The sequence below is a fragment of the Hamadaea flava genome (assembly GCF_024172085.1).
In the GTDB taxonomy this organism is placed as follows: Bacteria; Actinomycetota; Actinomycetes; order Mycobacteriales; family Micromonosporaceae; genus Hamadaea; species Hamadaea flava.
In genome coordinates this window covers 1,024,936-1,047,523 of sequence record NZ_JAMZDZ010000001.1, presented here as the reverse complement: position 1 = coordinate 1,047,523, position 22,588 = coordinate 1,024,936, and the positions used below count along the sequence as shown (strand labels likewise).

19 protein-coding genes are annotated in these 22,588 nt (G+C 68.8%); 6 read left to right on the top strand and 13 right to left on the bottom strand.

Annotated features, from left to right (window positions below):
* Positions 1 to 12 precede the first annotated feature (12 nt).
* Positions 13 to 1,359, bottom strand: coding sequence for an ergothioneine biosynthesis glutamate--cysteine ligase EgtA (gene egtA, locus HDA40_RS05050; RefSeq protein WP_253752351.1), 1,347 nt, complete (start codon positions 1,357 to 1,359; stop codon positions 13 to 15).
* A gap of 61 nt (positions 1,360 to 1,420) precedes the next feature.
* Between egtA and HDA40_RS05045 the strand changes: the two genes are divergently transcribed.
* The gene (locus HDA40_RS05045; protein WP_253752348.1) at positions 1,421 to 2,401 is read left to right on the top strand and encodes an acyl-CoA dehydrogenase family protein; all 981 of its coding nucleotides are present in this window, start codon (positions 1,421 to 1,423) and stop codon (positions 2,399 to 2,401) included.
* Positions 2,402 to 2,473: 72 nt separating this feature from the next.
* On the opposite strand, the gene HDA40_RS05040 is transcribed toward HDA40_RS05045, so the two are convergent.
* Positions 2,474 to 3,226: a hypothetical protein gene (locus HDA40_RS05040; protein WP_253752345.1), complete on the bottom strand. Its 753-nt coding sequence runs from the start codon at positions 3,224 to 3,226 to the stop codon at positions 2,474 to 2,476.
* Positions 3,227 to 3,602: 376 nt separating this feature from the next.
* On the opposite strand from HDA40_RS05040, the gene HDA40_RS05035 reads away from it, so the two are divergent.
* The gene (locus tag HDA40_RS05035; protein WP_253752342.1) at positions 3,603 to 4,373 is read left to right on the top strand and encodes a hypothetical protein; all 771 of its coding nucleotides are present in this window, start codon (positions 3,603 to 3,605) and stop codon (positions 4,371 to 4,373) included.
* Between the two features lie 147 nt (positions 4,374 to 4,520).
* Here HDA40_RS05035 and HDA40_RS05030 read toward each other — a convergent pair whose 3' ends face one another.
* From HDA40_RS05030 to HDA40_RS04990, 9 genes are all read right to left on the bottom strand, one after another.
* Positions 4,521 to 5,288, bottom strand: a complete 768-nt coding sequence (locus tag HDA40_RS05030; RefSeq protein WP_253752339.1) for a DUF1684 domain-containing protein — start codon at positions 5,286 to 5,288, stop codon at positions 4,521 to 4,523.
* A gap of 95 nt (positions 5,289 to 5,383) precedes the next feature.
* Positions 5,384 to 7,003, bottom strand: a complete 1,620-nt coding sequence (locus HDA40_RS05025) for a glycoside hydrolase family 13 protein (RefSeq protein WP_253752336.1) — start codon at positions 7,001 to 7,003, stop codon at positions 5,384 to 5,386.
* A 53-nt stretch (positions 7,004 to 7,056) separates the two neighbouring features.
* Entirely contained in the window at positions 7,057 to 7,947 is an 891-nt protein-coding gene (locus HDA40_RS05020; protein ID WP_253752333.1) for a carbohydrate ABC transporter permease, read from the bottom strand.
* Between the two features lie 2 nt (positions 7,948 to 7,949).
* Positions 7,950 to 8,900, bottom strand: a complete 951-nt coding sequence (locus HDA40_RS05015; protein WP_253752330.1) for a carbohydrate ABC transporter permease — start codon at positions 8,898 to 8,900, stop codon at positions 7,950 to 7,952.
* 95 nt (positions 8,901 to 8,995) lie between these two features.
* Complete coding sequence (locus HDA40_RS05010; RefSeq protein ID WP_253752327.1) at positions 8,996 to 10,375, bottom strand: ABC transporter substrate-binding protein; 1,380 nt, start codon at positions 10,373 to 10,375, stop codon at positions 8,996 to 8,998.
* A gap of 213 nt (positions 10,376 to 10,588) precedes the next feature.
* Complete coding sequence (locus HDA40_RS05005) at positions 10,589 to 11,581, bottom strand: LacI family DNA-binding transcriptional regulator (protein ID WP_253752325.1); 993 nt, start codon at positions 11,579 to 11,581, stop codon at positions 10,589 to 10,591.
* Between the two features lie 75 nt (positions 11,582 to 11,656).
* Positions 11,657 to 12,301 carry an HAD family hydrolase gene (locus tag HDA40_RS05000; protein WP_253752323.1) on the bottom strand — a complete coding sequence of 215 codons (645 nt, stop codon included), beginning with the start codon at positions 12,299 to 12,301 and terminating at the stop codon, positions 11,657 to 11,659.
* A 9-nt stretch (positions 12,302 to 12,310) separates the two neighbouring features.
* Positions 12,311 to 12,757 carry an RDD family protein gene (locus tag HDA40_RS04995; protein ID WP_253752322.1) on the bottom strand — a complete coding sequence of 149 codons (447 nt, stop codon included), beginning with the start codon at positions 12,755 to 12,757 and terminating at the stop codon, positions 12,311 to 12,313.
* Between the two features lie 3 nt (positions 12,758 to 12,760).
* Complete coding sequence (locus HDA40_RS04990; RefSeq protein ID WP_253752320.1) at positions 12,761 to 13,369, bottom strand: hypothetical protein; 609 nt, start codon at positions 13,367 to 13,369, stop codon at positions 12,761 to 12,763.
* A gap of 343 nt (positions 13,370 to 13,712) precedes the next feature.
* On the opposite strand from HDA40_RS04990, the gene valS reads away from it, so the two are divergent.
* The 3 genes from valS to HDA40_RS04975 all read left to right on the top strand — a co-directional run bounded on the left by valS (position 13,713) and on the right by HDA40_RS04975 (position 19,087).
* Positions 13,713 to 16,217: a valine--tRNA ligase gene (gene valS / locus HDA40_RS04985; protein WP_253752318.1), complete on the top strand. Its 2,505-nt coding sequence runs from the start codon at positions 13,713 to 13,715 to the stop codon at positions 16,215 to 16,217.
* A gap of 183 nt (positions 16,218 to 16,400) precedes the next feature.
* The gene (locus HDA40_RS04980) at positions 16,401 to 16,949 is read left to right on the top strand and encodes a MarR family winged helix-turn-helix transcriptional regulator (RefSeq protein ID WP_253752316.1); all 549 of its coding nucleotides are present in this window, start codon (positions 16,401 to 16,403) and stop codon (positions 16,947 to 16,949) included.
* Positions 16,928 to 19,087, top strand: coding sequence for an alpha-amylase family glycosyl hydrolase (locus HDA40_RS04975; RefSeq protein WP_253752313.1), 2,160 nt, complete (start codon positions 16,928 to 16,930; stop codon positions 19,085 to 19,087). The genes HDA40_RS04980 and HDA40_RS04975 overlap by 22 nt, the downstream gene beginning before the upstream one ends.
* A gap of 46 nt (positions 19,088 to 19,133) precedes the next feature.
* On the opposite strand, the gene HDA40_RS04970 is transcribed toward HDA40_RS04975, so the two are convergent.
* Complete coding sequence (locus HDA40_RS04970) at positions 19,134 to 19,652, bottom strand: YbhB/YbcL family Raf kinase inhibitor-like protein (RefSeq protein ID WP_372503150.1); 519 nt, start codon at positions 19,650 to 19,652, stop codon at positions 19,134 to 19,136.
* Positions 19,653 to 19,681: 29 nt separating this feature from the next.
* Here HDA40_RS04970 and HDA40_RS04965 point away from each other — a divergent pair, with 29 nt between their 5' ends.
* Complete coding sequence (locus tag HDA40_RS04965; protein WP_253752308.1) at positions 19,682 to 20,584, top strand: Gfo/Idh/MocA family protein; 903 nt, start codon at positions 19,682 to 19,684, stop codon at positions 20,582 to 20,584.
* 50 nt (positions 20,585 to 20,634) lie between these two features.
* On the opposite strand, the gene HDA40_RS04960 is transcribed toward HDA40_RS04965, so the two are convergent.
* Positions 20,635 to 22,503 carry a glycoside hydrolase family 6 protein gene (locus HDA40_RS04960; protein ID WP_253752306.1) on the bottom strand — a complete coding sequence of 623 codons (1,869 nt, stop codon included), beginning with the start codon at positions 22,501 to 22,503 and terminating at the stop codon, positions 20,635 to 20,637.
* Positions 22,504 to 22,588: the final 85 nt, after the last annotated feature.

Genomic DNA, 22,588 nt, shown 5'->3' with positions numbered 1-22,588 from the left:
CAGGGTTGACCCCTATTGCTCTGAGGCTGTCCACAGGGCGGCCTGATCATCCTCCGATCGGACACGCAGCTTGTCGAGCAGAGTGTCGGCGGGCGTCAGCCCGCGCGCGACGAAGCGTTCGGCGTACTGGGCGACGCGGGCGCTGACCAGTGGCGGTGCGCCCAATCGCGGCAGGGCGTCGAGCGCCGCCTCGAAACAGGTCGCCGCGGCGGTGGCGAACGCCGGCCGGGTCAGCCCGTGGCGGGCCGCGTCCTGCCACACTCTCGGCACACGCCGTAACGGTTCGCAGGCGTCGGCCGCTCGGTCGGCCGCCCGCGCGTCGGTGAGCAACGCGGTCGCGACGGCGAACGGCACGGTCCAGCGATCGCCGGGCTGGGCGTCGATCATCCGCAGCTCCAGGTAGCCGCGGGGGCGTACCGGTGGAAACAGCGTGGTCAGGTGATAGGCCAAGTCGTCGGCGGTCGGCGGACGAGGCAGCCCGGTGCGGATCCAGTCGCGGAACGTCAGTCCGTCCGGCACCAGCCATGGTCCGTTCTCGGTGCGGACGCAGAGCACGCCGGCGTCGAGGGCGTACCGCGCCCAGGCTTCGCGGGGATCGTCGCCGACCGGCGCTCGCGTACGGCTCGGATCGAGCGCGGCCCAGATCGCTTGCCGCGTCGACCGCCAGCCGGTCGGCAGGCCCCGGGCGATCGGCGAGTTCGCGAAGGTCGCCACCAGGACCGGCCCGAGGTCGTGGGCGAGCCGCCACCGTTCCCGGAAGCCGAGCGGGCCCCGGCCTTCGTGTCCGGAATGGACACACACTTGCACGGAGGCGGTGCCGGTCATCATCCATCGTCCGGCGTCGCCCCGGCGGTCCAGGTAGGCCTCCATCGCCGCGTACCGGGGCGCGTCGAGCAGGCGGTGCGGCGGCCGGACGGGATCCAGCCCCGCGCCGACCAGCGAGATCCCGGCCTTGCCGAGCGCCGAGCGAACGGCGGCCAGATCGGTGGTCATCTCGGCCAGGGCGGCGGGGACCGTGCTCGCGGGCCGGGAACTGAGTTCGAGCGCGCCGCCCGGTTCCCAGGTCAGCGTGGCCAGCGTGGGGAATCCGGCGGCGTCGGCCAGGGCCGCCTGCGCGGTGTCGAACGGTATTCGTTCGCGCGGCTGCCGTTTGTCCACGAGCAGCCATTCCAGCTCGACTCCGAGTTGCGGGTCGGCCCCCGGGTGAACGGTGCGCGCCGCGACGAACTCCTCGGCCGCGCGCTCGCCGATCGGGCGCGCGGGTTCGGGTTCCGGTGGCGTGTCGGGTACTGCCGGGGTTACGGACGAGGGGCGAGCGTTCATGGCGCCCTCCGGCTCGGCGGAGACAAAGATATCCATAAATCATATGGGAAATGTGAAGTATCCAGAAGGCCAGCTTGTGTTGCGGTATCTTCGCCGGATGATGAACACGGCCGCGCGGATCGCCGACGAGGTGCTGTTTCCGGCGGCCGGCGCGGTCGACCGAGCCGAGCGCGTACCGGTGTCGCAGCTGGACCTGCTCGCCCGCGAGGGCTTCTACGAGGCGGTCGGCGGTCCGATCGAGCAGGTGGGACCGCTGGTGGCGACGTTCGCGGGCGGCTGCCTGGCCACCGCCTTCGTCTGGCTCCAGCATCGCGGGCCGCTGCGGGCGGCGGGTTCTTCCGACGAGCCGGGTGTACGCGAGAAGTGGCAGGCGTCGTTGGGACGGGGCGATCTCCGTGGCGGGATCGCCCATTCGGGCGCCCGGCCGGGCGCCAGCGGGCTCAAGGCGTACGAGTCGGCCGGGGGTTGGCGGCTGACCGGGGAGGCGGCCTGGGTCACCGGTTGGGATCTCATCGACGTGCTGCACGTGGCGGCGGTCGGCGACGACGGCTGGGTCCGGTTCTTCTTCGTCGACGCCGTCGAGTCGGACACCCTGCGGGCGACCGTGGTTCCGTTGTCGGCGGCCAATGCCAGCCGGACGGCGACGGTGTCGTTCGCCGATCACCTCCTTCCGGCGGATCGCCTGGTGGCCGCCGAGCCGTACGCCGACTGGGCCGCCCGGGAGGCGTCGGGCTGGGCGCTCAACGGATTCCTGGCGCTCGGTGTCGCGGAGCGCTGTGTCCGGCTGCTGGGTGACGCCCCGGCCGTCCCGCAACTGTCGGCGGAGGTGGCCGCCTGCCGCACCGCGCTGCTGACGGCCGACGCGACATCGACCCCGGCCGCCCGGGCGACCGCGTCCGAGCTGGCGATGCGTTGCGCGACGGTGCTGGCGGTCCAGACCGGCAGCCGGTCGGTGCTGCTCGATTCCGCCGCCCAACGGCTGGTCCGGGAGGCCGCGTTCCTGCTCGTGTTCGGCAGCCGCCCCGGCATCCGCGACGAGTTGCTGGGCCGAATCGTCCACTCGCCACGAGCTGCGTAGCGCCCCGGTCAACGCATAAAGGGCGGGCCGTGACGATGAACGTCACGGCCCGCCCTTGGGGGCTACCTATGGTCACTTGACGGAGTTGACCGCCTTGACGACCGCGGTCGCGTTGCCCTGGTGCTTGGCGTACGCGTCGGGGAACGCGGAGCCCTGAACCGTCTGCGCGGCAACGGTGACGGCCATGTTCTGCCAACCCGGTACGCGCTGGAGGGCGCGGTAGAACTTCTTGGCGGACTCGGAGGGGTTCATGATCTCCTTGACCGTGCCCCAGCCGGTGGTGTACCGCTGCTGGAACAGGCCGACCGAGTCGTAGTCGGCCCCGGTGCCCTGGTGGGCGTACTTGAGCGACTCCGGCACCACGTGGCTGGCCAGGTTGTAGAGGTTGCTCTCCTGCATCGCGGTGGCGACCGCGATGATCTGGCCCTTCTCGGAGATGCCGAGGTCCTTGCCGGCCTTGACGATGAGGGCGGCGTTGTTCATCTGCGTCTGGTTGTAGCCGGCGGTGGGCTTGACCTTGGCAGCGGTCTTCGGCGCGGTGGTGGCCTTGGCGGCTGCCGACTTCTCGGTGGCCTTGGCGGCCGCCGACTTGGCGGGGGACGCGGCCTTGGTGGCGGTGACCACCTGGGCCGCCTTGGCGGTGTTCAAGCTGCTCGGCTCGGCCGTGGCAGCGGAAGTGTGGAGTAGGGCGCTTGCCCCAGCGACGGCCACCAGGCCGAACGCTGCGACACGGCGCGGGCTGGTCGTGAAGCGTTCGCGGATGAGGGTGAAGGCGTGCGAAACCTTGGCGGTAAGCACACTCTTGACGTCGTTGTCTCGGCGCATCGGTCGACCTTAGCGACCATCCAGAGCCCTGCCCACCTGCACATACGTCGAATGATCACTATGTAAGGCGTCTATGTGGGGGATAGACTGTACGCGATGGGTCCGGGAAGGCAGTTGAGCGGACACAACTCGCAAAACACCCATTCCGCCACTCTCGCGCTCAGCGCGTGGGTCAAGGGCGGATCCCCCGGTGCCGATCTCAATGCTCCGTCACGGCGTGAACACCAAGCGTAAACCCCTAGGGGATGGGTCACAAATCGGTCTCAGACGGGCAATCTTATACGCATAGCGATCTATGTGTCACGCTCCGTGGTTGGCGCGGCCGACCGGGCGGGTTCCGGCCCAGTGGCCGGACGGCTCGTGATCAGATCTAGGCATGGGGCATTGGTTCGACCACGAGATCGTCGAGACCGGCCGGTTGCCGTTGTTCTGCTTCTTCGCGGGCGTCGTGATCGGCTTCGCGTTCATCCGGATCTCGGTACGCCTCATCCGCGCTCAGGTCAGCTGGTGGCCCGGGAACGTCACCCCGGGCGGACTGCACATCCACCACGTCGTGTTCGGCGTGATCTTCATGCTCGTCGGCGGAGTGGCCGCGCTCGCCATCCCCCGGGGTCACACGGCAGCGCTGTCCGTGGTCGCGGCACTCTTCGGGATCGGATCCGCACTCGTGCTCGACGAGTTCGCGTTGATCCTGCACCTCGACGACGTCTACTGGTCGGAGCAGGGGCGTACGTCGGTCGACGCCGTCTTCGTCGCGGTGGCCGTCTCCGGGATGCTGCTGCTGGGCCTGCGACCCATCGCCATCGACGAGTTCCTGTTCGCCCGGTCCGAAGGCGGCGGCTGGGTCAACTGGGTCGTCGCCCTCGGCGGTACGCTGCTCAACCTGGCCCTCGCGGCGATCACCCTGCTCAAGGGCAAGATCTGGACCGGACTCGTCGGGTTGTTCGTCCCCGTCCTCTTATATGTCGGAGCGTTCCGGCTCGCCCGGCCAGGCTCGCCCTGGGCGCGGTGGCGCTATTTGAAGGACACGTCCCGGGCCCGCGCGAAGCTGGCGAAGGCGGAATGGCGCGAACGGCGGATCCGGCGACCGCTCATCCGCGCCAAGATCTGGCTCCAGGAGCTGGTCGCCGGCCGCTTCGACCCGTGACCCCGACTCGGCTCCGCTCGCGCCTTCCGGGCTCCGCATTCCGCGCTGGATCAGGGTTCCGGGTCGAATCTTGACCCAAGATTTGACCGAGATCCGTGATCCAGCGGGGCCCCGGCGCGACGAGCGCGGGGCCGGAGCACGGCTGGGTCAGTGGTACTTCTGCTCGCCTGCGGTGATCTCGACCGGCAGCGTGTTCTCCGGCGGCGGCAGCGGGCAGGTGGCGTACTCGGTGAACGCGCACGGCATGTTGAAGGCGCGGTTGAAGTCGATGCGCACCCGCCCGTCCGGGTCGGGCGCCGGCACCGACAGCGACCGGGAGGCGGCGTACGTGGTGACTCCGCTGGTGGCGTCGCGGAAGAGCAGGTCGAGCGAGCCGTCGCCGCCGTCGAACGCGGTGAGCGCCAGCTCCTGGCCGGCTACCGTGAACCGCAGTACGCCGACCGCCGACTCGGCGTGGGTGAGCCCGTCGATCACCGAGCCGATCTTGACCTCGTGCGCCTCGGGGAACCGCTCGAAGGTTCCGTCGACGATCCAGGCCGGGTCGAAGGCGTACGCCGGAACACCGGTGAACGCGGTCAGCGTGGGGGAATGCGGATCGCGTACGCGCAGCGCCCACCAGCCGCCGCGCTGGATGACCTCCACCTCGACGTCGCCGTGGCGTACGCGGTCCGATCCGGTCACCGCCACTTCGCCGTCGACGGGGTGATCGCCGTAGGTCAGTCCGTCGGCTATACCGGCCGCGACGTAGACGGTGTCGTCCAGTACGCGCCACCGGCCGGGGACCGTGTCGAAGCCGGCCGGATCGGTGCCCAGCCAGTGCAGCCCGGTGAGGCTCAACCAGCCGTGCGGGTTGCGCAGGCCGCGGTCGCGCCGTTCCCGCCAGCTCTGCCAGCCGGCCGGGGAATCGTCACCCATGGTTCCTCCCAAGATCGTGTGGGAAGCGTACTCCCGGGCCGTGAACAAAATAAGGCCGGTGAGTCAACCTCACCGGCCTTACTCCTGGAGAAGGGTTACGCGCGCAACCACACCGTCGTGTCCGACGGCACCCGGCCGTCCTCGAGCGGGCCGCTGGCCAGCACGATCGTCCCGGTGGGCAGCTCGGCCGGCGTCGAGCCGAGGTTGGACACGCTGATCAGGTCGCCCCGCCGGAAGGCCAGCACCTCGGGCGCCGAGTCGAGCCACGTCATCGGCGTATCGCCGAAGCCGGGCCGGATCGCCAGCGCCGACCGGTAGAGCGACAGCATCGAGGCGGGGTCGCCTTCCTGCGCCTCGGCGGTGTAGTCCTTCCAGGCCGCCGGCTGCGGCAGCCACGGTTCGGATTCCGAGTCGCCAGAGTCGCTGGAGAAGCCGAACGGCGGCTGGTCGCCGGACCACGGCAGCGGCACCCGGCAGCCGTCGCGGCCCCGCTCCGTGTGCCCGGACCGCTCCCAGATCGGGTCCTGCCGTAGGTCGTCGTCGAGGTCCTCGACCTCCCACAGGCCCAGCTCATCGCCCTGATAGACATAGACCCCGCCCGGCAGGGCCATCGACAGCAACGCGGCGGCTCGCGCCCGCCGGGTCCCCAGCTCCAGATCAGACGGTACGCCGTGCCGCCGGTCGTCGAAGCCGAACCCGGTGTAGTCGAGCCGCCCGTACCGGGTGGCCACCCGGGTGACGTCGTGATTGGACAGAACCCAGGTCGGCGGCGCGCCGACCAGCGCGTGCGCCGAGTTCGTGTCGTCGATGACGGTACGCAGCCGCGCCGGGTCCCACGGGCAGAACAGGAAGTCGAAGTTGAACGCCGAGTGCAGCTCGTCCGCGCGCAGGTAGCGGGCGAACCCCTCGGGGTCGGGACCGACGATCTCGCCGACGAAGACGCGTTCCCGCTTCGGGTCGGCGGCGGTGTACTCGTCGGCGATCGCGCGCCACCGCTGGTAGATGGCGTGCACCCCGGGCTGGTCCTCGTACGGCTTGCCCGCGCCCGGAGCCAGCGACGCGATGTCGGGCAGGCCGTCGGCCTTGACCAGGCCGTGCGCGACGTCGATGCGGAAGCCGTCGACCCCGCGGTCCAGCCAGAACCGCAGGATGCCGTCGAACTCCTCGACCACCTCCGGGTTGCCCCAGTTCAGGTCGGGCTGCCCCGGCGCGAACATGTGGAAGTAGTACTCGCCGTCCGGGACGCGGGTCCAGCCCGAGCCGCCGAAGTTCGACTGCCAGTCGTTCGGCGGCAGCTCGCCGTTCGCGCCCCGGCCCGGCCGGAAATGGAACCGCGCGCGCTCGGGCGAACCCGGGCCGGCCTCGACCGCTGCGCGGAACCAGGCGTGCTGGTCCGAGCAGTGGTTGGGGACGATGTCGACGATCACGCGGAGCCCGAGGTCGTGGGCCTCACCGATGAGCGCCTCCACCTCCGCCAGCGTGCCGAAGATCGGGTCGATGTCGCGATAGTCGGCGACGTCGTAGCCGGCGTCCGCCATGGGCGACGAGTACCAGGGGCTGAACCAGATCGCGTCGATACCGAGGGTCTTGAGGTGGCCCAGGCGGGCACGGATGCCGGCCACGTCGCCGACGCCGTCGCCGTTGCCGTCGGCGAAGCTGCGGGGGTAGACCTGGTAGATCGCGGCGGTGCGCCACCAAGCGGCGGAGTTCGTCAAGGCAGTCTCTTTCTAGTGTTGGATCGCCTGCAATGGGAGGTCACGCTGCGCGGCTACTCCTTCACGGCGCCTGTGGTGAGGCCGGCCATGATGCTGCGCTGGAAGATCAGGAAGAAGATCACGGTCGGGATCGCGGCGATGACGGCCGCGGCGATCACGACGTTCTGCGGGGTGCCGCCGGCGAAGGCGTAGATGCCGACGCTGATCGTCCGGGTCTCCGGGGACGGCTCCACCAGCTTGGGCCAGAGGAAGTCCTTCCAGACGGCGGTCACCGCGAAGATCGACACGACGCCGAGGATCGGCCGGGAGATCGGCAGGATGATCGACCAGAGGATGCGCAACGGTCCGGCCCCGTCGACGATCCCGGCGTAGATCAGGTCTTGCGGCACCGAGTCGAAGAACCGTTTCAAAAGGAAGATGTTGAACGCGTTGGCCACCGCCGGCAGCCAGATCGCGAACGGCGAGTCCAGCAGGCTGATGTGCAGGATCGGCAGGTCGATCGCGGTCAGGTACTGCGGGACGATGAGGACCATCGCCGGGATCATCAGCGTGGCCAGCATCGCGCCGAGCACCACGTTGCCGAAGATCGGCCGCAGCTTCGACAGTGCGTACGCCGCCGCCGTGTCCAGCACGAGCTGGAACAGCAGCGCCCCGACCGCGTAGTAGATGGTGTTGAACAGCAGCTTGCCGAGGGTCAGGTTGTTCCACGCGTCGATGTAGTTCTGCGGATCGGGATCGGCCGGGAACAGCGTCGGCGGGGTCTGCGCGACCTCCTGGCCTGTCTTCAGGGCGCTGGTCACCATCCAGTAGAGCGGGCCGATGAAGGCCAGCGTGAAGATCACCACGATGGCGATCAGCAGCGTCCAGTAGACCGCCGGTCCTCTGCCCCGGGTGAGCTGCGTGTGCGACAGCAGCGTACGCGGGCCGTATTCACGTGTCGTCATCGTCATTCCTGCTTCGCGCTCAGGCGGAGGTAGACCGCGGAGAAGCCGCCCAGCACCAGGAGCATGATCACGCCGAGGGCGGCGGCGCCGTTGAGGTCGTTCTGGAAGAAGCCGTGCTGATAGATGAGGTACGCGACCGACGTCGCCGAGTCCTGCGTACCGGCGCCGTTGGCCAGGATGAGGGGCTCGATGAACAGCTGCATCGTCGCCACGACCTGAAGCATCGCCATCAGCGACAGGATCAGCTTGGTCTGCGGGATGGTGACGTGGCGGATGCGTTTGAACAGCCCGGCGCCGTCCAGTTCGGCCGCCTCGTAGAGGCTGCCCGGGATGTTCTGCAACGCCGCCAGATAGATCAGCACGGCACCGCCCATGTTCATCCAGGTCGAGGCGAGCACCATCGCGGGCACGGCCATCGAGGTGGACTGCATCCACTGGGAGGTCGGCAGGTGCATGACCTTGAGGATCGCGTTGAACAGGCCGGCGTCGCTCGGGTCGTACGCGTAGTACTTGAACAGGAACAGCGCCGACGCGGGCGGCAGCATGACCGGCAGATAGATCAGTACGCGCAGGTATCCGCGCGCGTGCCGCAGTTCGTTGAAGATGATGGCCACGACGAACGGGACGGCGTAGCCGAGGACCAGCGCCAGCACCGTGAAGTACGCCGTGTTCTTCCAGGCCGTCCAGAAGCTCGGGTCCTGGAGGATGCGCTCGTAGTTGTCCCAGCCGACCCAGGTCGTCACCCCGCGGCGGGTGCGCTGGAAGCTCATGACGACGCCGCGGATCATCGGGTACCAGGAGAACAGCGCGAAACAGAGGATCGCGCCGATCAGGAAGCCGTATCCCGTCAGGTTGTTGGTGATCCGCTGGCCGCCCGCGCGGCGCGTACGGCGCGTGGTGGGGGCGGGGGGTGAAGCGTGGATGGGGCTGGGCGCCACGGTCGCCGAAGGCATGACTGCTCCTTGGGGTGAGGTGGGGGCCGGCTCTCGCTCAGGACCGGCCCCCACGCCTACTGGCTGCGCCGCTGGGGTGGCGCTAGCCCCGACCGCTATTTGGCGGCGGCGGCCAAGGCCTGGTTGACCTTGTCCTCGGCCTTCTTGAGCTCGTCGTCGACGCTCGCGTTCGGGTTGGTCAGGATCGCCGACATCGCCGAGTCGAGGACCGCGTAGATCGCCTGGGCGTTGGCCGGCTCGAACTTGATCGGGACGGGGTTGTTCGCGAAGAGCGCGAAGTCGTCCACGGTCACGTTCGCGTTGGCGACCTTCAGGTCGTTGTCCGCCTTGAACGCGTCGCTGCCCGGGATGAACAGCTGCGGCTGCGGCAGGCCGACCGGGTTGTTCTCCGGCTTGGCCCGGACGTAGTCGAACTGGCCCTTGCCGACGGTCAGCTTCTCGTAGGCCAGCCACTTCAGGCCCGCCTCGACCTGCGCCTTGGACAGACCCTTCTTGAAGAAGTAGCCCTCACCGCCGCCGAGCGTGCCCTTGGCCGCGCCGCCCTGGCCGGGCATCGGGGCCATCGCCCAGTCCTGGTACTTGCCCTGGAACTGGGTGACGATCGCGGTGGTGGCGTCGGGCGCGCCGACGAACATGCCGACCTTGCCGGCGCCGGCGTTGGTCAACAGGTCCGCCCACTGCAACAGCTGCTTGGAGCCCATGCTGTTGTCGGTGTACCGCATGTCCTTGAGGTTCTGCAGGACCTTCTTGCCGAGGTCGTTGTTGAAGTCGGCCTTCTTGCCGTCGGCCGTCACGACCTGGCCGCCCTGCGAGAACAGCTCGGCGGTGAAGTGCCAGCCGCCGGTGTTGCCCGCGCTGTAGTCGGAGTAGCCGGCGATGCCGTTGCCGAGGGTGGCGATCTTCTTGGCCGCGTCCCGGACCTCCTCCCACGTCTTGGGCGGGTTCTTGGCGTCCAGACCGGCCTGCTGGAAGAGGTTCTTGTTGTACAGCAGACCCATCGAGTAGTTCTTGGTCGGGATGCCGTACAGCTTGTCGCCCTCGCTGAAGGCGGCCTTGGCCTCCTTGGAGATGCTGTCCCAGGTCGAGATCTGGTCCTTGTTGACGTACTGGGTGATCTCCATGGCCTGACCGGAGTCCAGCACCTGCTGAAGGTCCGTCATGTACGCGTAGAAGACGTCCGTGACGGTGCCGCCGGCGAGCCGGGCGGTGAAGTCCGGCGGGTTGTTGCACTGGGCGCCGACCGAGACGCTCTTGATCGTGATGTTCGGGTAGAGCTTCTGGAACGCCTCGACGTCGGCGTTCCAGTCCTTCAGCAGCTCCTTCTGCGAGCCCACGGGCATGCAGTCCACGGTGATGGTGACCTTGTCACCGCTGCTGGACGAGTCGTCGCCCTTCGTCGAACAGGCCGCGAGGGCGAGCCCCAGTCCGGCCACGGCCGCGAGGGCTGCCACCCTGCGGTACTGCGTTACGGACATCTATCCATCCCTTCGGGGAACGGGTTGTCGCTGAGTGCGCTCACTGTAACTATGGCGACTCCTGGCGGCAATACTCCGACAACACAATGCAAAATTACGACTTTGCAACGGTGATCGCGAAGGACTCTTGCATAAGCGGTCTGACCTGTGGTTTTGCGGGCACAAAGAAGCCCCGCCGGGGCGTACGCCCGGCGGGGCTGTGCAAGAAACGTGTTACGCGGCGGGTGCCGGACCAGTGGAGCCGCGGACCACCAACTCGGGCTCGAAGAGCAACTCGTCGGTCGGGATCGGGTTGCCCGCGATGGCGTTGATGAGCAGCGCGACCACTGCCTGACCCATCGCCTCGATCGGCTGCCGGACGGTGGTCAGCGGCGGCTCGGTGCAGGTCATGAAGGACGAGTCGTCGTAGCCGACCACGGAGACGTCGCCGGGCACGCTGCGGCCCAGCCGCCGGACGGCCCGGATGGCGCCGAGCGCCAGGACGTCGGAGGCGCAGATGAGCGCGGTCGCGCCCCGGTTCATCAGCCGCGTCCCGGCGGCGTGGCCGCCCTCGAGGGAGAACATCGTGTGCTCGAACAGGCCGGGCTCGGCCGCCTTGCCCTGGTACGCCGTGAGCTTACGCAGCGACGGCATGTGGTCCTCGGGGCCGATGATCAGCCCGATCCGCTCGTGGCCGAGCGCCACGAGATGCTGGTACGCCTGCTCGACCGCGTGCGAGTCGTCGGTCGACACCCGCGGGAACTTGAGCCCGTCTATGGCTGCGTTGACAAGCACCGCCGGGAGTCCCCGGTCGGCGATGCGGTGGTAGTGCTCGTGGTCGGCCGCGCCCTGGGCGTAGTTGCCGCCGGCGAAGATGACCCCGGAGACATGCTGGTCGAGCAGCATGTCGACATAGTCCCCTTCGGAGACGCCGTGCTGCGTACGGGTGCAGAGCACCGGGGTGAACGAGCGACGGGCGAGCGCGTCGGCCACCACTTCGGCGAACGCCGGGAAGATGGGGTTGCCCAGCTCGGGAAGGACCAGGCCGACCAGGCGGGCCCGTTCGCCGCGCAGCTTGGTCGGGCGCTCGTACCCCAGCACGTCGAGCGCGGTCAGCACGGCGGTCCGCGTCGCCTCGGAGATCCCGGGCTTGCCGTTCAGCACCCGGGAGACCGTGGCCTCACTGACTCCGACGTACTTCGCTACCTCAGCCAGTCTGCGCGTCATGAGTGCAAGCGTAGTGCATCAGCGTGCAAGTGGCTTGCACGCATCCTCTGGGATTTCCGCCGGGTGGGATTCCCGTCAACTCGCGGCGAGCAGCTCCGGCAACCGGCGCATGTCATCGAAGACGACCGTACCGTCTCCGATGAGCTTCTCGCCAGAGGTGACTCCACCGGCGTACGCGAAGCAGCGCATGCCCGCCGACCGGGCCGCGCGTACGCCGGGCTCGCTGTCCTCGACGACGACGCAGGCGGTCGGCTCGACGCCGAGCGTACGCGCGGCGTGCAGGAACAGGTCGGGGAACGGCTTGCCCCGTTCGACCATTGTGGAGCTGAACAGCCGATCCCCGAAGTGGTGACTCAATCCGGTCAGCTTCAAGCTGTGCCGCGTCTTCTCCAGCCGCCCGCTGGACGCCACGCAGACGGGCAGGTCGATGCGGTCCAGCGCCTCGGCGATGCCGTCCACCGCGGTCAGTTCGGCGTCGTGGGCCGCCGTCATCCGGGTCATCCACAGATCTGGCCACTCGGGCACCGGCCGGCCCAGCCATTCGGCGATCAGCTCCTGGATGGACGGCAGCGACTTGCCGACGAAGTGGTCGACGATGTCGGCCTCGGTGGCGTGATGCCCGTACTCGGCCAGCAACTCGATGTTGAGCCGGATGGCGATGCGCTCGCTGTCGACCAGTACGCCGTCGCAGTCGAAGATGACCAGTTCAGGTTTTGCCACGCCGCCACCTTAGGGCGTCGGGCGTCCGGGGCGGCCGAGGTACTGGACGACTGTGCCGAACGCCATGTCCAGCAGCGAGCGGCGGCGGACGTCGAACAGCACCGTCACCGTGCCGACGAACCAGATCGGGGCGAACAGCAGGCCGATGGCGGCACGGAGGATCGCCCGGATCAGGCCGATGGGGCTTCCGTCGGCCAGGCGTACGACGGTGCCGAACACGCTGGCCCCGATGGTCTGCCCGGTCAGCCGCCAGGACCCGGCGAAGTACACCGCGGGGGTGATGTTGGCGCCCCAGTCGAACGCCGTGAGGACCCAGTGCGGCGGCGTACCGGCGACCAGGCGCCACACCTCCGGCAGCCCACGGCCCACCACCACGACCGTGATCGCGGTGATGAGCACGTCCAGGCCCAGCCCGGCCAGCCGCGACACCAGCCCCGCGTACGCCCGGTGCTCCATCGGCTACTTCGCCGAGGCGGAGCTGGAGAGGTGGAACAGCCGCCGGAACCCGATCTCCAGCCGGTCGTCGGCGGCGGCGGTGCTGTCCCGTAGATCCCCGGCCGCGTCGGCGACGACGTCCCGGCTCTGCTCGGTGATCAACTCCCGCAGCTCCTCGCTCTCGGTCAGGTCCTTGATCATCAGTGGCACGACCTTGTCCTGCAACAGCGGGATCGCGGCGTCGAGGAGGCCGGGCATCATCTGCTTCTCGATGAGCGGCAGTGCCGACTCCATCAGGCGCGGCATCATCCGTTCCTCGATCAGCGGCATGGCCGACTCCATCAGGCGGGGGAGCAGCTTGGCCTCGATGAGCGGCAGCGCCGCGTCGAGGAAGCGGGGCAGCACCGAGCTGGTCAGGTAGGGCATCAGCTCGTCGATGATGCCGGGGGCGACCGCGCGGGCGATCGCGCGCACCCTCGTCTGGACCTGGTCCACGGCGGCGTCCCGCGTGTCGCTCACGGTGCGGATCCCGGCGTACGCCGCCCGTTTGACCAAGTCTCGGGCGGTGTCGGCGGCCAGCACGGCGCTGCCGAGAGCGACTTCCGGCAGGCTGGCTCGGGTCGTATCGGACATATCACCCAGTCTACGGCTCTCGGGGGTTGACCTTGCCCAGAACGCGTCGCTCTGGCGGCACAAACCAGTCAAGGTCGACTGGCCGACCCGGCGGGACCGCCCCGCCGCCCGCCGGACTGGTACCGTGGAACGCACTGACACCCGAGACCACACAGGAGGGCGACGTGGCGACGACCGCGAACCCGATGAACCGAGCCCCGCTGGCGATGCCGCGGCCGGTCGTCGAGGTATGCGGCGTACGCGTACGTCGAGTACGGGTAGCCGGCTGACGCCGGAGCCCGTCGACCCCCTTCTCCTGTCAAGCCCACCTCACCCGGTGTGGCGTCTCGAAAGGTGCACACGAATGCATCCCGCGATCCCGGAAACTGCGATCCCGGAAAAGCCCAGCCTCGACGGGCTGGGCGAGAAGTGGTCGGCCCGCTGGGCGACCGATCAGACCTACCGCTTCGACCGGTCGGCGTCCCGCGACCAGGTCTACTCCATCGACACGCCGCCGCCGACGGTGAGCGGCTCGCTGCATATCGGGCACGTCTTCTCATTCACCCAGACCGACGTGCTCGCCCGGTATCACCGGATGACCGGCAAAGCCGTGTTCTACCCGATGGGCTGGGACGACAACGGACTGCCCACCGAACGCCGGGCGCAGAACGTGTTCGGCGTGCGCTGCGACCCGACTCTGGCGTACGCCCCCGGCGAAGCCACGCCCGGTTCGCTGGAGCATCCGGCGAAGGGCAAGGAACAGACTCCGGTGTCCCGGCGACGGTTCATCGAACTGTGCCAAGAGCTGACCGCGTACGACGAGCGACACTTCGAGGACGTGTGGCGGGCCACCGGACTCAGCGTCGACTGGTCGCTGACCTATCAGACGATCGGCGACCGGGCGCGGGCCACCGCGCAGGGCGCCTTCCTGCGTAACGTGCGCCGCGGTGAGGCGTACCTGGCGGAGGCGCCGACGCTCTGGGACGTCACCTTCCAGACCGCCGTGGCGCAGGCCGAGGTGGAGTTCCGCGACGCCGACAGCACCTTCTACGACCTGCGGTTCGACGGGCCGACCGGACCGCTGACCATCGCCACCACCCGGCCGGAGCTGCTGCCCGCCTGCGTGGCGCTGGTGGCACACCCGGACGACGAGCGCTATCAGAACCTGTTCGGCAGCGTTGTGCGTACCCCTTGGTGGGAAGCGGAAGTGCCCCTGCTGCCGCACAAGGACGCGGATCCGGCGGTGGGCACGGGCCTGGTCATGGTGTGCACGTTCGGCGACCTGACCGATGTGACCTGGTGGCGTGATCTGGGTTTGCCCATCCGTGCGATCGTGGGCCGCGACGGGCGCCTGCTGCCCGACGCTCCGTCCGGAGTGGACGCCGAGCGGTACGCGCCGCTGGCGGGGCTGACGGTGAAGGCCGCGCGCCGCGAGACCGTGCGGACCCTGCGGGAGGCGGGCCTGCTGCTGGGCGAGCGCCCGCTGCGGCACGCCGTGAAGTATTACGAGAAGGGCGACCTTCCGCTGGAGATCGTCACGAGCCGCCAGTGGTACATCACCAACGGTGGCCGCGACGACCGTCTGCGGGACGAGCTGCTGCGCCGAGGCGAGGCCCTGAACTGGTACCCGCCGCACATGCGCGCTCGCTACGAGTCGTGGGTGCGCGGGCTGACCGGTGACTGGCTCATCAGCCGCCAGCGGTACTTCGGCGTGCCGATCCCCGTCTGGTACCGCCTCGACGACCAGGGCGAACCCCGCTACGACCAGCCGTTGCTGCCCGCGGAGGGCCGGCTGCCGGTCGATCCTCGGGCCGAGGTGCCCGACGGGTACGCCCCGGAGCAGCGCGACGAGCCGGGCGGCTTCACCGCCGACCCGGACGTGATGGACACCTGGGCGACTTCGTCGCTGTCGCCGGTGATCGCGGCGGGTGACCTGATGGACAAGGTGTTCCCGATGGACCTGCGCCCGCAGGCGCACGAGATCATCCGGACCTGGCTGTTCACCACCGTGCTGCGGTCGCATCTGGAGTACGACGAGCTGCCCTGGAAGAACGCGGTGATCTCCGGCTGGGTGCTCGCCGACAACAGTTCCAAGATGTCCAAGAGCCACAACACCGTCGCTCCACCACTGGAGGCGATCGCAGAGCACGGGCCGGACGCGGTGCGTTATTGGGCCGCGTCCGGGCGCCCCGGCGTGGACATCACGCCGTCGCGCGAGCAGATGCGCATCGGGCGGCGGCTCGCGGTGAAGCTGCTCAACGCGTCCCGCTTCGTGCTCACGTTCCCGTCGCCGTCCGAGCTGGTGACCTCCCCATTGGACTCGGCGATGCTGGCTCGGTTGGAGAGCGTCGTGGCGTCGGCGACCGCCGCGTTCGAGGCGTACGACTATCCGGGTGCGTTGTCGACTGTGGAACGCTTCTTCTGGGAGTTCTGCGACGACTACCTCGAACTCGCCAAGCCCCGCGCATACTCGCCGGACGGCGGGTCGGCTGTCGCCGCCATGCGTACCGCTTTGGACACGCTGCTGCGGCTCTTCGCGCCGTTCCTGCCGTTCGTGACCGAGGAGATCTGGTCCTGGTGGCGTACGGGGTCGATCCATCTCGCCGCGTGGCCTTCCTCCGCTGGGCTGCCCTCAGGTGATGATGCTGCCCTGGCGGCGGCGTCCGAGGTGATCGCGGCGGTTCGGCGGGCGAAGTCGGCGGCCCGGCTGTCGCAGCGCGCTCCGGCGTCGGCCGTGACCGTCACCGGACCGGCCGCTTCGCTTGCGGCGTTGCGGCTCGTCGCCGACGACCTTCAGGCCGCCGGCCAGATCGGTTCGCTGATCCTCACCGAATCCTCCGGCGCTCTCACCGTCACCGTCACCCTCTAGCCCGCTTTTGGTGCAGATCACGGATATGCATGCTTCCCTCGCCGCCGAAGCCTGCATATCCGTGATCCGCCGCTGACGGGCGTCGGCATGTCGGGTGGATGAGTGGGCGTTGACATCGATGTGAGGTGGGCTTAACCTCTGCGCAACGTGTTTGGTGACTAGTCAACACATCGGAGTTCAACGTTGTCTGACGATCCGCATCGCGAGTTGTACGACCGCCTTCAGCAGGTCTACGTGCTGCTGGACGACGGCGACCGGCGCGCGTTGCGATCGGTCGGGTTGACCCCGACGCACTTCACCCTGTTGCGACTGCTGGACCCCGCCCGCGAGACCGGGCGCACCATCACCCGGCTCGCCGAGCTGATGCTCTGCACACGGGGCAACGCGACGCGGCTGGTGCAGCGGCTGACCGAGGCCGGTCTGGTCACCACCGGCTCGGATCGCGGCGACCAGCGGCTGGTGCAGGTCTACCTCACCGACGCGGGCGCGGATCGGCTCGCGGCCGCGTCCGTGTACCACGCGGCGGCGAACCGGTTGCGTTTCGCCGGGTTGCCGGAGGCCGACCTGCGGCAGCTGACCGAGCTGGCCGGCGTACTCGCCGAGCAGTTGGGCAAACACCTCGAAGGACTCCAGCGACTCCACCCGCCCGCGCTGACTTCGCCTGCCGCCGGTCCGCCCGGACCGGCGGCACGTCCACAGAGGAGACCGCAATGCAGCGGAGATCCCGCCTGACCGCCGTCCTCAGCGCCGGCGTGTTGCTGGCGGCGCTCGGACCGGCCACGTCCGTCCGGGCCGACGCACCGGTGAGCAACCGGGCGAGCCTCAAACAAGACCTCTGCTACCAGATCGCCACCGACCGGTTCTTCGACGGCAACACCGGCAACAACAATCCGACGAAGAGCCCGGGGCTGTACGACTCGACCAAGGCCAACTGGAAGCTCTACTGGGGCGGCGACTTCGCCGGCATCCAGCAGAAGCTGGCGTACCTGAAGAACATGGGGGTGACCTCGATCTGGATCTCGCCGCACGTCGACAACATCGACAAGGCGGCGGTCTACAGCGGCACCGCCAACGCCGGCTACCACGGCTATTGGACACGCGACTTCAAGAAGCCCGAGGAGCATTTCGGTACGCTCGCCGAGTTCGACGCGCTCATCGCGGCCGCGCACACCAACGGCATCAAGGTGATCATGGACTGGGCGCCGAACCACACGAGCCCGGCCAACCCCGCCGACGCCACCTTCGCCGAAGCGGGTGCGCTCTACGACAACGGGACCTTCCTCGGCAACTACGTCTCCGACCCGAACGGCTACTTCCACCACAACGGCGGCATCACCAACTGGGACGACCGCTACCAGACGCAGTACCTCAACCTCGCCGACCTGGCCGATCTGGAGCAGCAGAACCCCACGATCAACAACCTGCTCAAGACCGACGCCAACTATTGGATGGACCGCGGGGTCGACGGCGTACGCGTGGACGCGGTCAAGCACATGACGGCGGGCTGGCAGAAGTCCTTCGCCGACACCGTGCTCAGCCACAAGGACACCACCCTGTTCGGGGAGTGGTACCTGGGCAGCCAGTCCGATCCGCTCTACGACGACAACGTGCGGTTCGCCAACACGAGCGGCATCTCGGTGCTCGACTTCTACCTGAACATCGCGATGCGCAACGCGTTCGGTTCGGGCGGCTCGATGACGGCGCTGGACGCGGCGATCACGAAGACGGGCGCGGACTACAAGTACAAGGAAAACCTGGTCACCTTCATCGACAACCACGACATGTCGCGGTTCCTGACGCTGAACAACAACCAGTCGCTGCTGCACCAGGCGCTGGCGTTCATGCTGACCGTCCGGGGTACGCCGTGCCTTTACTACGGCACCGAGCAGTACCTGCACAACGACACCAGCGGCGGCGGCGACCCGTGGAACCGGCCGATGATGCCCGGCTTCAGCGAGACGACGACGGCGTACCAGGTGGTCAAGAAGCTGTCGGCGCTGCGCCAGACCAATCCGGCGCTGGCCTGGGGCACCCACCAGCAGCGGTGGATCAACAGCAACGTCTACATCTACGAGCGCAAGTTCAACAACGACGTCGTCCTCGTGGCGATCAACAAGGGCGCGTCGGCGGCGAGCATCACCGGGCTCAACACCGCACTGCCCGCCGGAACCTACGGCGACCAGCTCACCGGTACGCTCGGCGGCGGCTCGCTGACCGTCACCAGTGGATCCGGCGGCAACAACCCGGCGAACTCGTTCACCTTGAACGCGGGGAACGTGGCGGTGTGGTCCTACCACCCGGCTGAGCCGAGTGCACCGCAGATCGGCAGCGTCGGCCCGACGCTGACCCGGGCCGGGAACACGATCACGGTCGAGGGCCGGGGCTTCGGCACGAGCGGCACCCTCAAGGTCGGCGGCGTCACGGCGTCGACGACCAGCTGGGCGGCGAACCGGATCACCGCGACCGTTCCGTCCGGCGTGACGGCTGGGACCGCCTCGGTGACCGTCACGACGAGTGGTGGGACGAGCAACGGCTACGACGTGGTCACCGAGTCGGGGGCGCAGGTGCCGGTGACCTTCACGGTCACCAACGCCTCGCCGACGAGCGTCGGGGACAACATCTATCTCTCCGGCAGCGTCGCCGAACTGGGCAACTGGTCGACGAGCAAGTCCGTGGCGATCGGGCCGATGCTGGCGCCGAACTATCCGACCTGGTACGTGACGGCGAGCGTGCCGGCGTGCACGACGATCCAGTTCAAGTTCCTCAAGATCACCTCAGGTGGCGCGGTGACCTGGGAGAACGGCTCCAACCACAGTTACACCACCCCGTGTTCGAGCACCGGCTCGACAACGGTCGGCTGGCAGTACTGACGGGTCCGGGTGGCGCGCCACGGGGGCGCGTCACCCGGTCTATCTGTCAGCGGGAGTAGAGGGCGGTGAGGGTCGCGCGGGCGATCGTCGCGAACGTCAGGTTGAACCCGACCGCCGCCGGGCTGGCGTCGTCGTCCACGTCGGTCAGCACCGAACCCAGAGCGTGCACCGCGAAGATGTAGCGGTGCGGGGCGTCGCCCGGCGGCGGGCACGGGCCGCCGTACTCCTTGTCGCCGAAGTCGTTGCGGACGGCGAAGACCTCGCCGGGCAGCCGTCCGTCGACGATCTCCGTGACGTCGGGCGGGAAGCCGACGGCCGACCAGTGCCACCAGCCGCTGCCGGTGGGCGCGTCCGGGTCGTAGCAGGTCACGGCGAAGCCGGCGGTCTCGGCGGGGAAGCCCGACCAGCGCAGGTGCGGGATGTTGTTCCCGCCGCCGGCGTACGTGTGGACGAAGTCGAGCGGCACCGGCTTGCCCTCGGTCAGATCGTCGCTGACCAGCTCGAACGACGGAACCTCGGGAAGGGCGTCATATGGAATTTGCGCCTTGGCTCGCATGAGTCCCAGCCTAATGGAGATCCGGTACCGTTTCCGGCATGCGCTTCGGACTTCTCGGCACCGGATATTGGGCGACGGAGACTCAGGCGACGGCGCTGGCCGCGCATCCGCGGGCGGAGCTGGTCGCCGTGTGGGGCCGCGATCCGGCCAAGGCGGGGGCGGTCGCCGAACGGTTCGGGCTCCAGGCGTACGAGCAGATCGACGACCTGTTGGCCCACGTGGACGCGGTGGCCGTGGCGCTGCCCCCGCACGTGCAGGCCCCGTTGGCCGCGCGGGCCGCGCGGGCGGGCAAGCACCTGCTGTTGGACAAGCCGCTGGCCTTGGACATCGAGGACGCCGAGGACGTGGTGGCCGCGACCCGCGAGACGGGCGTCGCCAACCTCGTGTTCTTCACCAACCGCTATGACCCGGTGGTCGCCGAGGCTCTCGCCGACGCCGAGCAGACCGGCGGCTGGTTCGCGGGGCGCGTCACGCTGTTCGGCGCGATCGACACGCCCGGCTCGCCCTACGCGCAGTCGCAGTGGCGGCACGAGCACGGCGGTCTCTGGGACGTCGGCCCGCACGCGCTCGCGCGGCTGCTGCCGGTCCTCGGCCCGGTGCGCCAGGTGACGGCGGTGGCCGGCACCCGGCAGACCGGGCACGTCCTGCTGCGCCACGAGTCCGGCGCGGTGAGCGAGATGGGCCTGACCGTCCACGCGCCGGCGGCGGCGGGCCATTTCAGCAACGTCTTCTACGGCGAAGCCGGCGTTCGCGAGGTGCCGGGCGGGTCCATCAGCGCCGTCGAGGCGTTCGGCAACGCGGTCGACGAACTCCTCGCGCTGGCGCAGACTCCGGGGGCCGGTCACCCCTGTGACGTGGTCTTCGCAGCTCAAGTGGTACGCGTTCTGTTCGCCGCGCTGGAGTCTGTCGAGTTCGGTCGCACCATCTCTTTGGGAGAATGAGGGAAGGCCCCGGGGCAAGCCCGGGGCCTTCGTCGTGCAGCGTTACTCGATCAGCTGAGCGGCGGGTAGGCGTTCGCCATCAGCTGCTGGAACTGAGCCGAGAACCACTGGCCCGCCAGCGGCGCGTTGGGCAGGGCGCCGGACAGGTTGTTGCCGTTCAGGCTGTTACCGGTGTAGGTCGGGTCGCACATCCGGTCGAAGCCCTTGCCCTCGTCGTTCGGGATCTCCGTGCTGGAGCCGTCCGACTCGCCCGGCGGCTTGATCCAGACGTAGGCGTCCAGGCCCGCGGCCGGGCTGGCGGTGGGCCGGTAGCCCATGCCCGCACCGGACTGGTTGCACCAGTTGCCGGCGTGGATCCGGCGGTCGATACGGGAGTTGTTCACGAACGTGTTGACGTCGGTCGAGGTGCTGGCCGACGTCGGGCGGGTGGCCGGTCCGCCGGCGGCGCACGGCGTCTGGACGCAGTTGCCCCAGCCGTTGCGGGAGGTGTCGATCAGCATGCCGATGCCGGACTGGAAGCCCTTCGACACCAGCGCGTTGCGCAGTCCGATCGCGAAGGACTGCTCGTCGACGTACTGGTTCCAGTCGACCCACTTCGACTGACGCACCGAGGTTCCGTTCACGGTGGTGCCGACGGTGAAGTTCGGCTCCACCGTGGCGGAGGTGTTCGCGGTGTTGACGATGAATCCGTCCACGCTGCTCACCCCGGCGGTGGTGCCGGAGGCGACGGTGTAGAAGAGGTTCACGGTGGGGCCGAAGTTGCTGTCCCAGCCGAGCCACGCGTGGTGCGCCGCGTCGATGTAGGTGTAGACGTTCGACAGCGCGTGCAGCTTGTTCAGGGCGTACTGGACACCCTGGACGTAGGCCCCGGTGCTGTTGGCCTCCGCGCACTTGGCGAAGCTGAGGTTGGTGATCAGGTTCGGCAGCGAGTCCGGCTCGATGACCGTCGAGATCCGCAGGTTGCGGTACTTGCTGTCGGCCATGATCGCGGCGATCGGGTCGATGTATTCCGTCTTGTACCGAGCCAGCCCGTTGTTGGCGATCAACAGCTCACCGTTGGAGGCCAGCGCCGAGCAGTCACGGTTGGGCAGGTCGTAGATGACGAACTGGATGGTCAGCGGAGTGCTGCCATTGGCGGCGTCCTGGGTGACCGCCGCGTCCAGGTGCGCCCGCAGGCCCATGCCACCGTTGACGCCGTTGATCGCGGCGATCCGGTCGAGCCACACCGCCGTCGACGTGTTCGAGATGCGGCTGCCGCCGGTCTCGGCGTTGGCCTTCGCCTTCCACTCCGGGTTGACGTACCCGGTCGCGCCCGCGTACGGGTTGTCGACGTGCGTTCCGGGCGGGGGCGGGCTCGACGTCGTGCTCGAACTCGGCGACGTGCTGGACGACGGCGAGGTGCTCGAGCTCGGCGACGTGCTCGTGGAGGGGGAGGAGCTGGCGCTGCTGCTCGCCGACGGCGAGGAGGTCGCGCCGGTGCAGGTCACGCCGTTGAGCGTGAACACGGTCGGGCTCGGGTTGCTGCTGGTCCAGGCGCCGTTGAACCCGATCTGCGTCGAGGCGTTGGTCGCGAGGGCGCCGTTCCAGCTGAGGCTGGCGGCGTTGACGTGCTGCCCGGACTGGGTCCAGGTGGCGCTCCAACCCTGCGTGACGCTCTGGCCGGCGGCCGGGAAGTCGAAGCCGAGGTTCCAGCTGCTGATCGCGTCACCGAGGTTGGTGATCGTGGCGTACGCCGTGAACCCACCCGGCCATTGGCTGGACGTGTAGGTGACCCGGCAGCCGGCGGCCGCACTCGCTGAGGACGCCATGGCGACGACGCCGGCCGAGGCCAGGGCGACGACTCCGGCCGTGGCGACCGCCCGGCGTACGGGCGACCGCAACGCCTGCCGGATCCTGCCGTGGAGGGGGACAGATCTCATCAGGACACTCCTTGGGCGTGGAGGAAGTGACCGTCATCATGGCATGGGAACGCTCCCATGGCAACAGGTAGGTAACTGCCTGGAA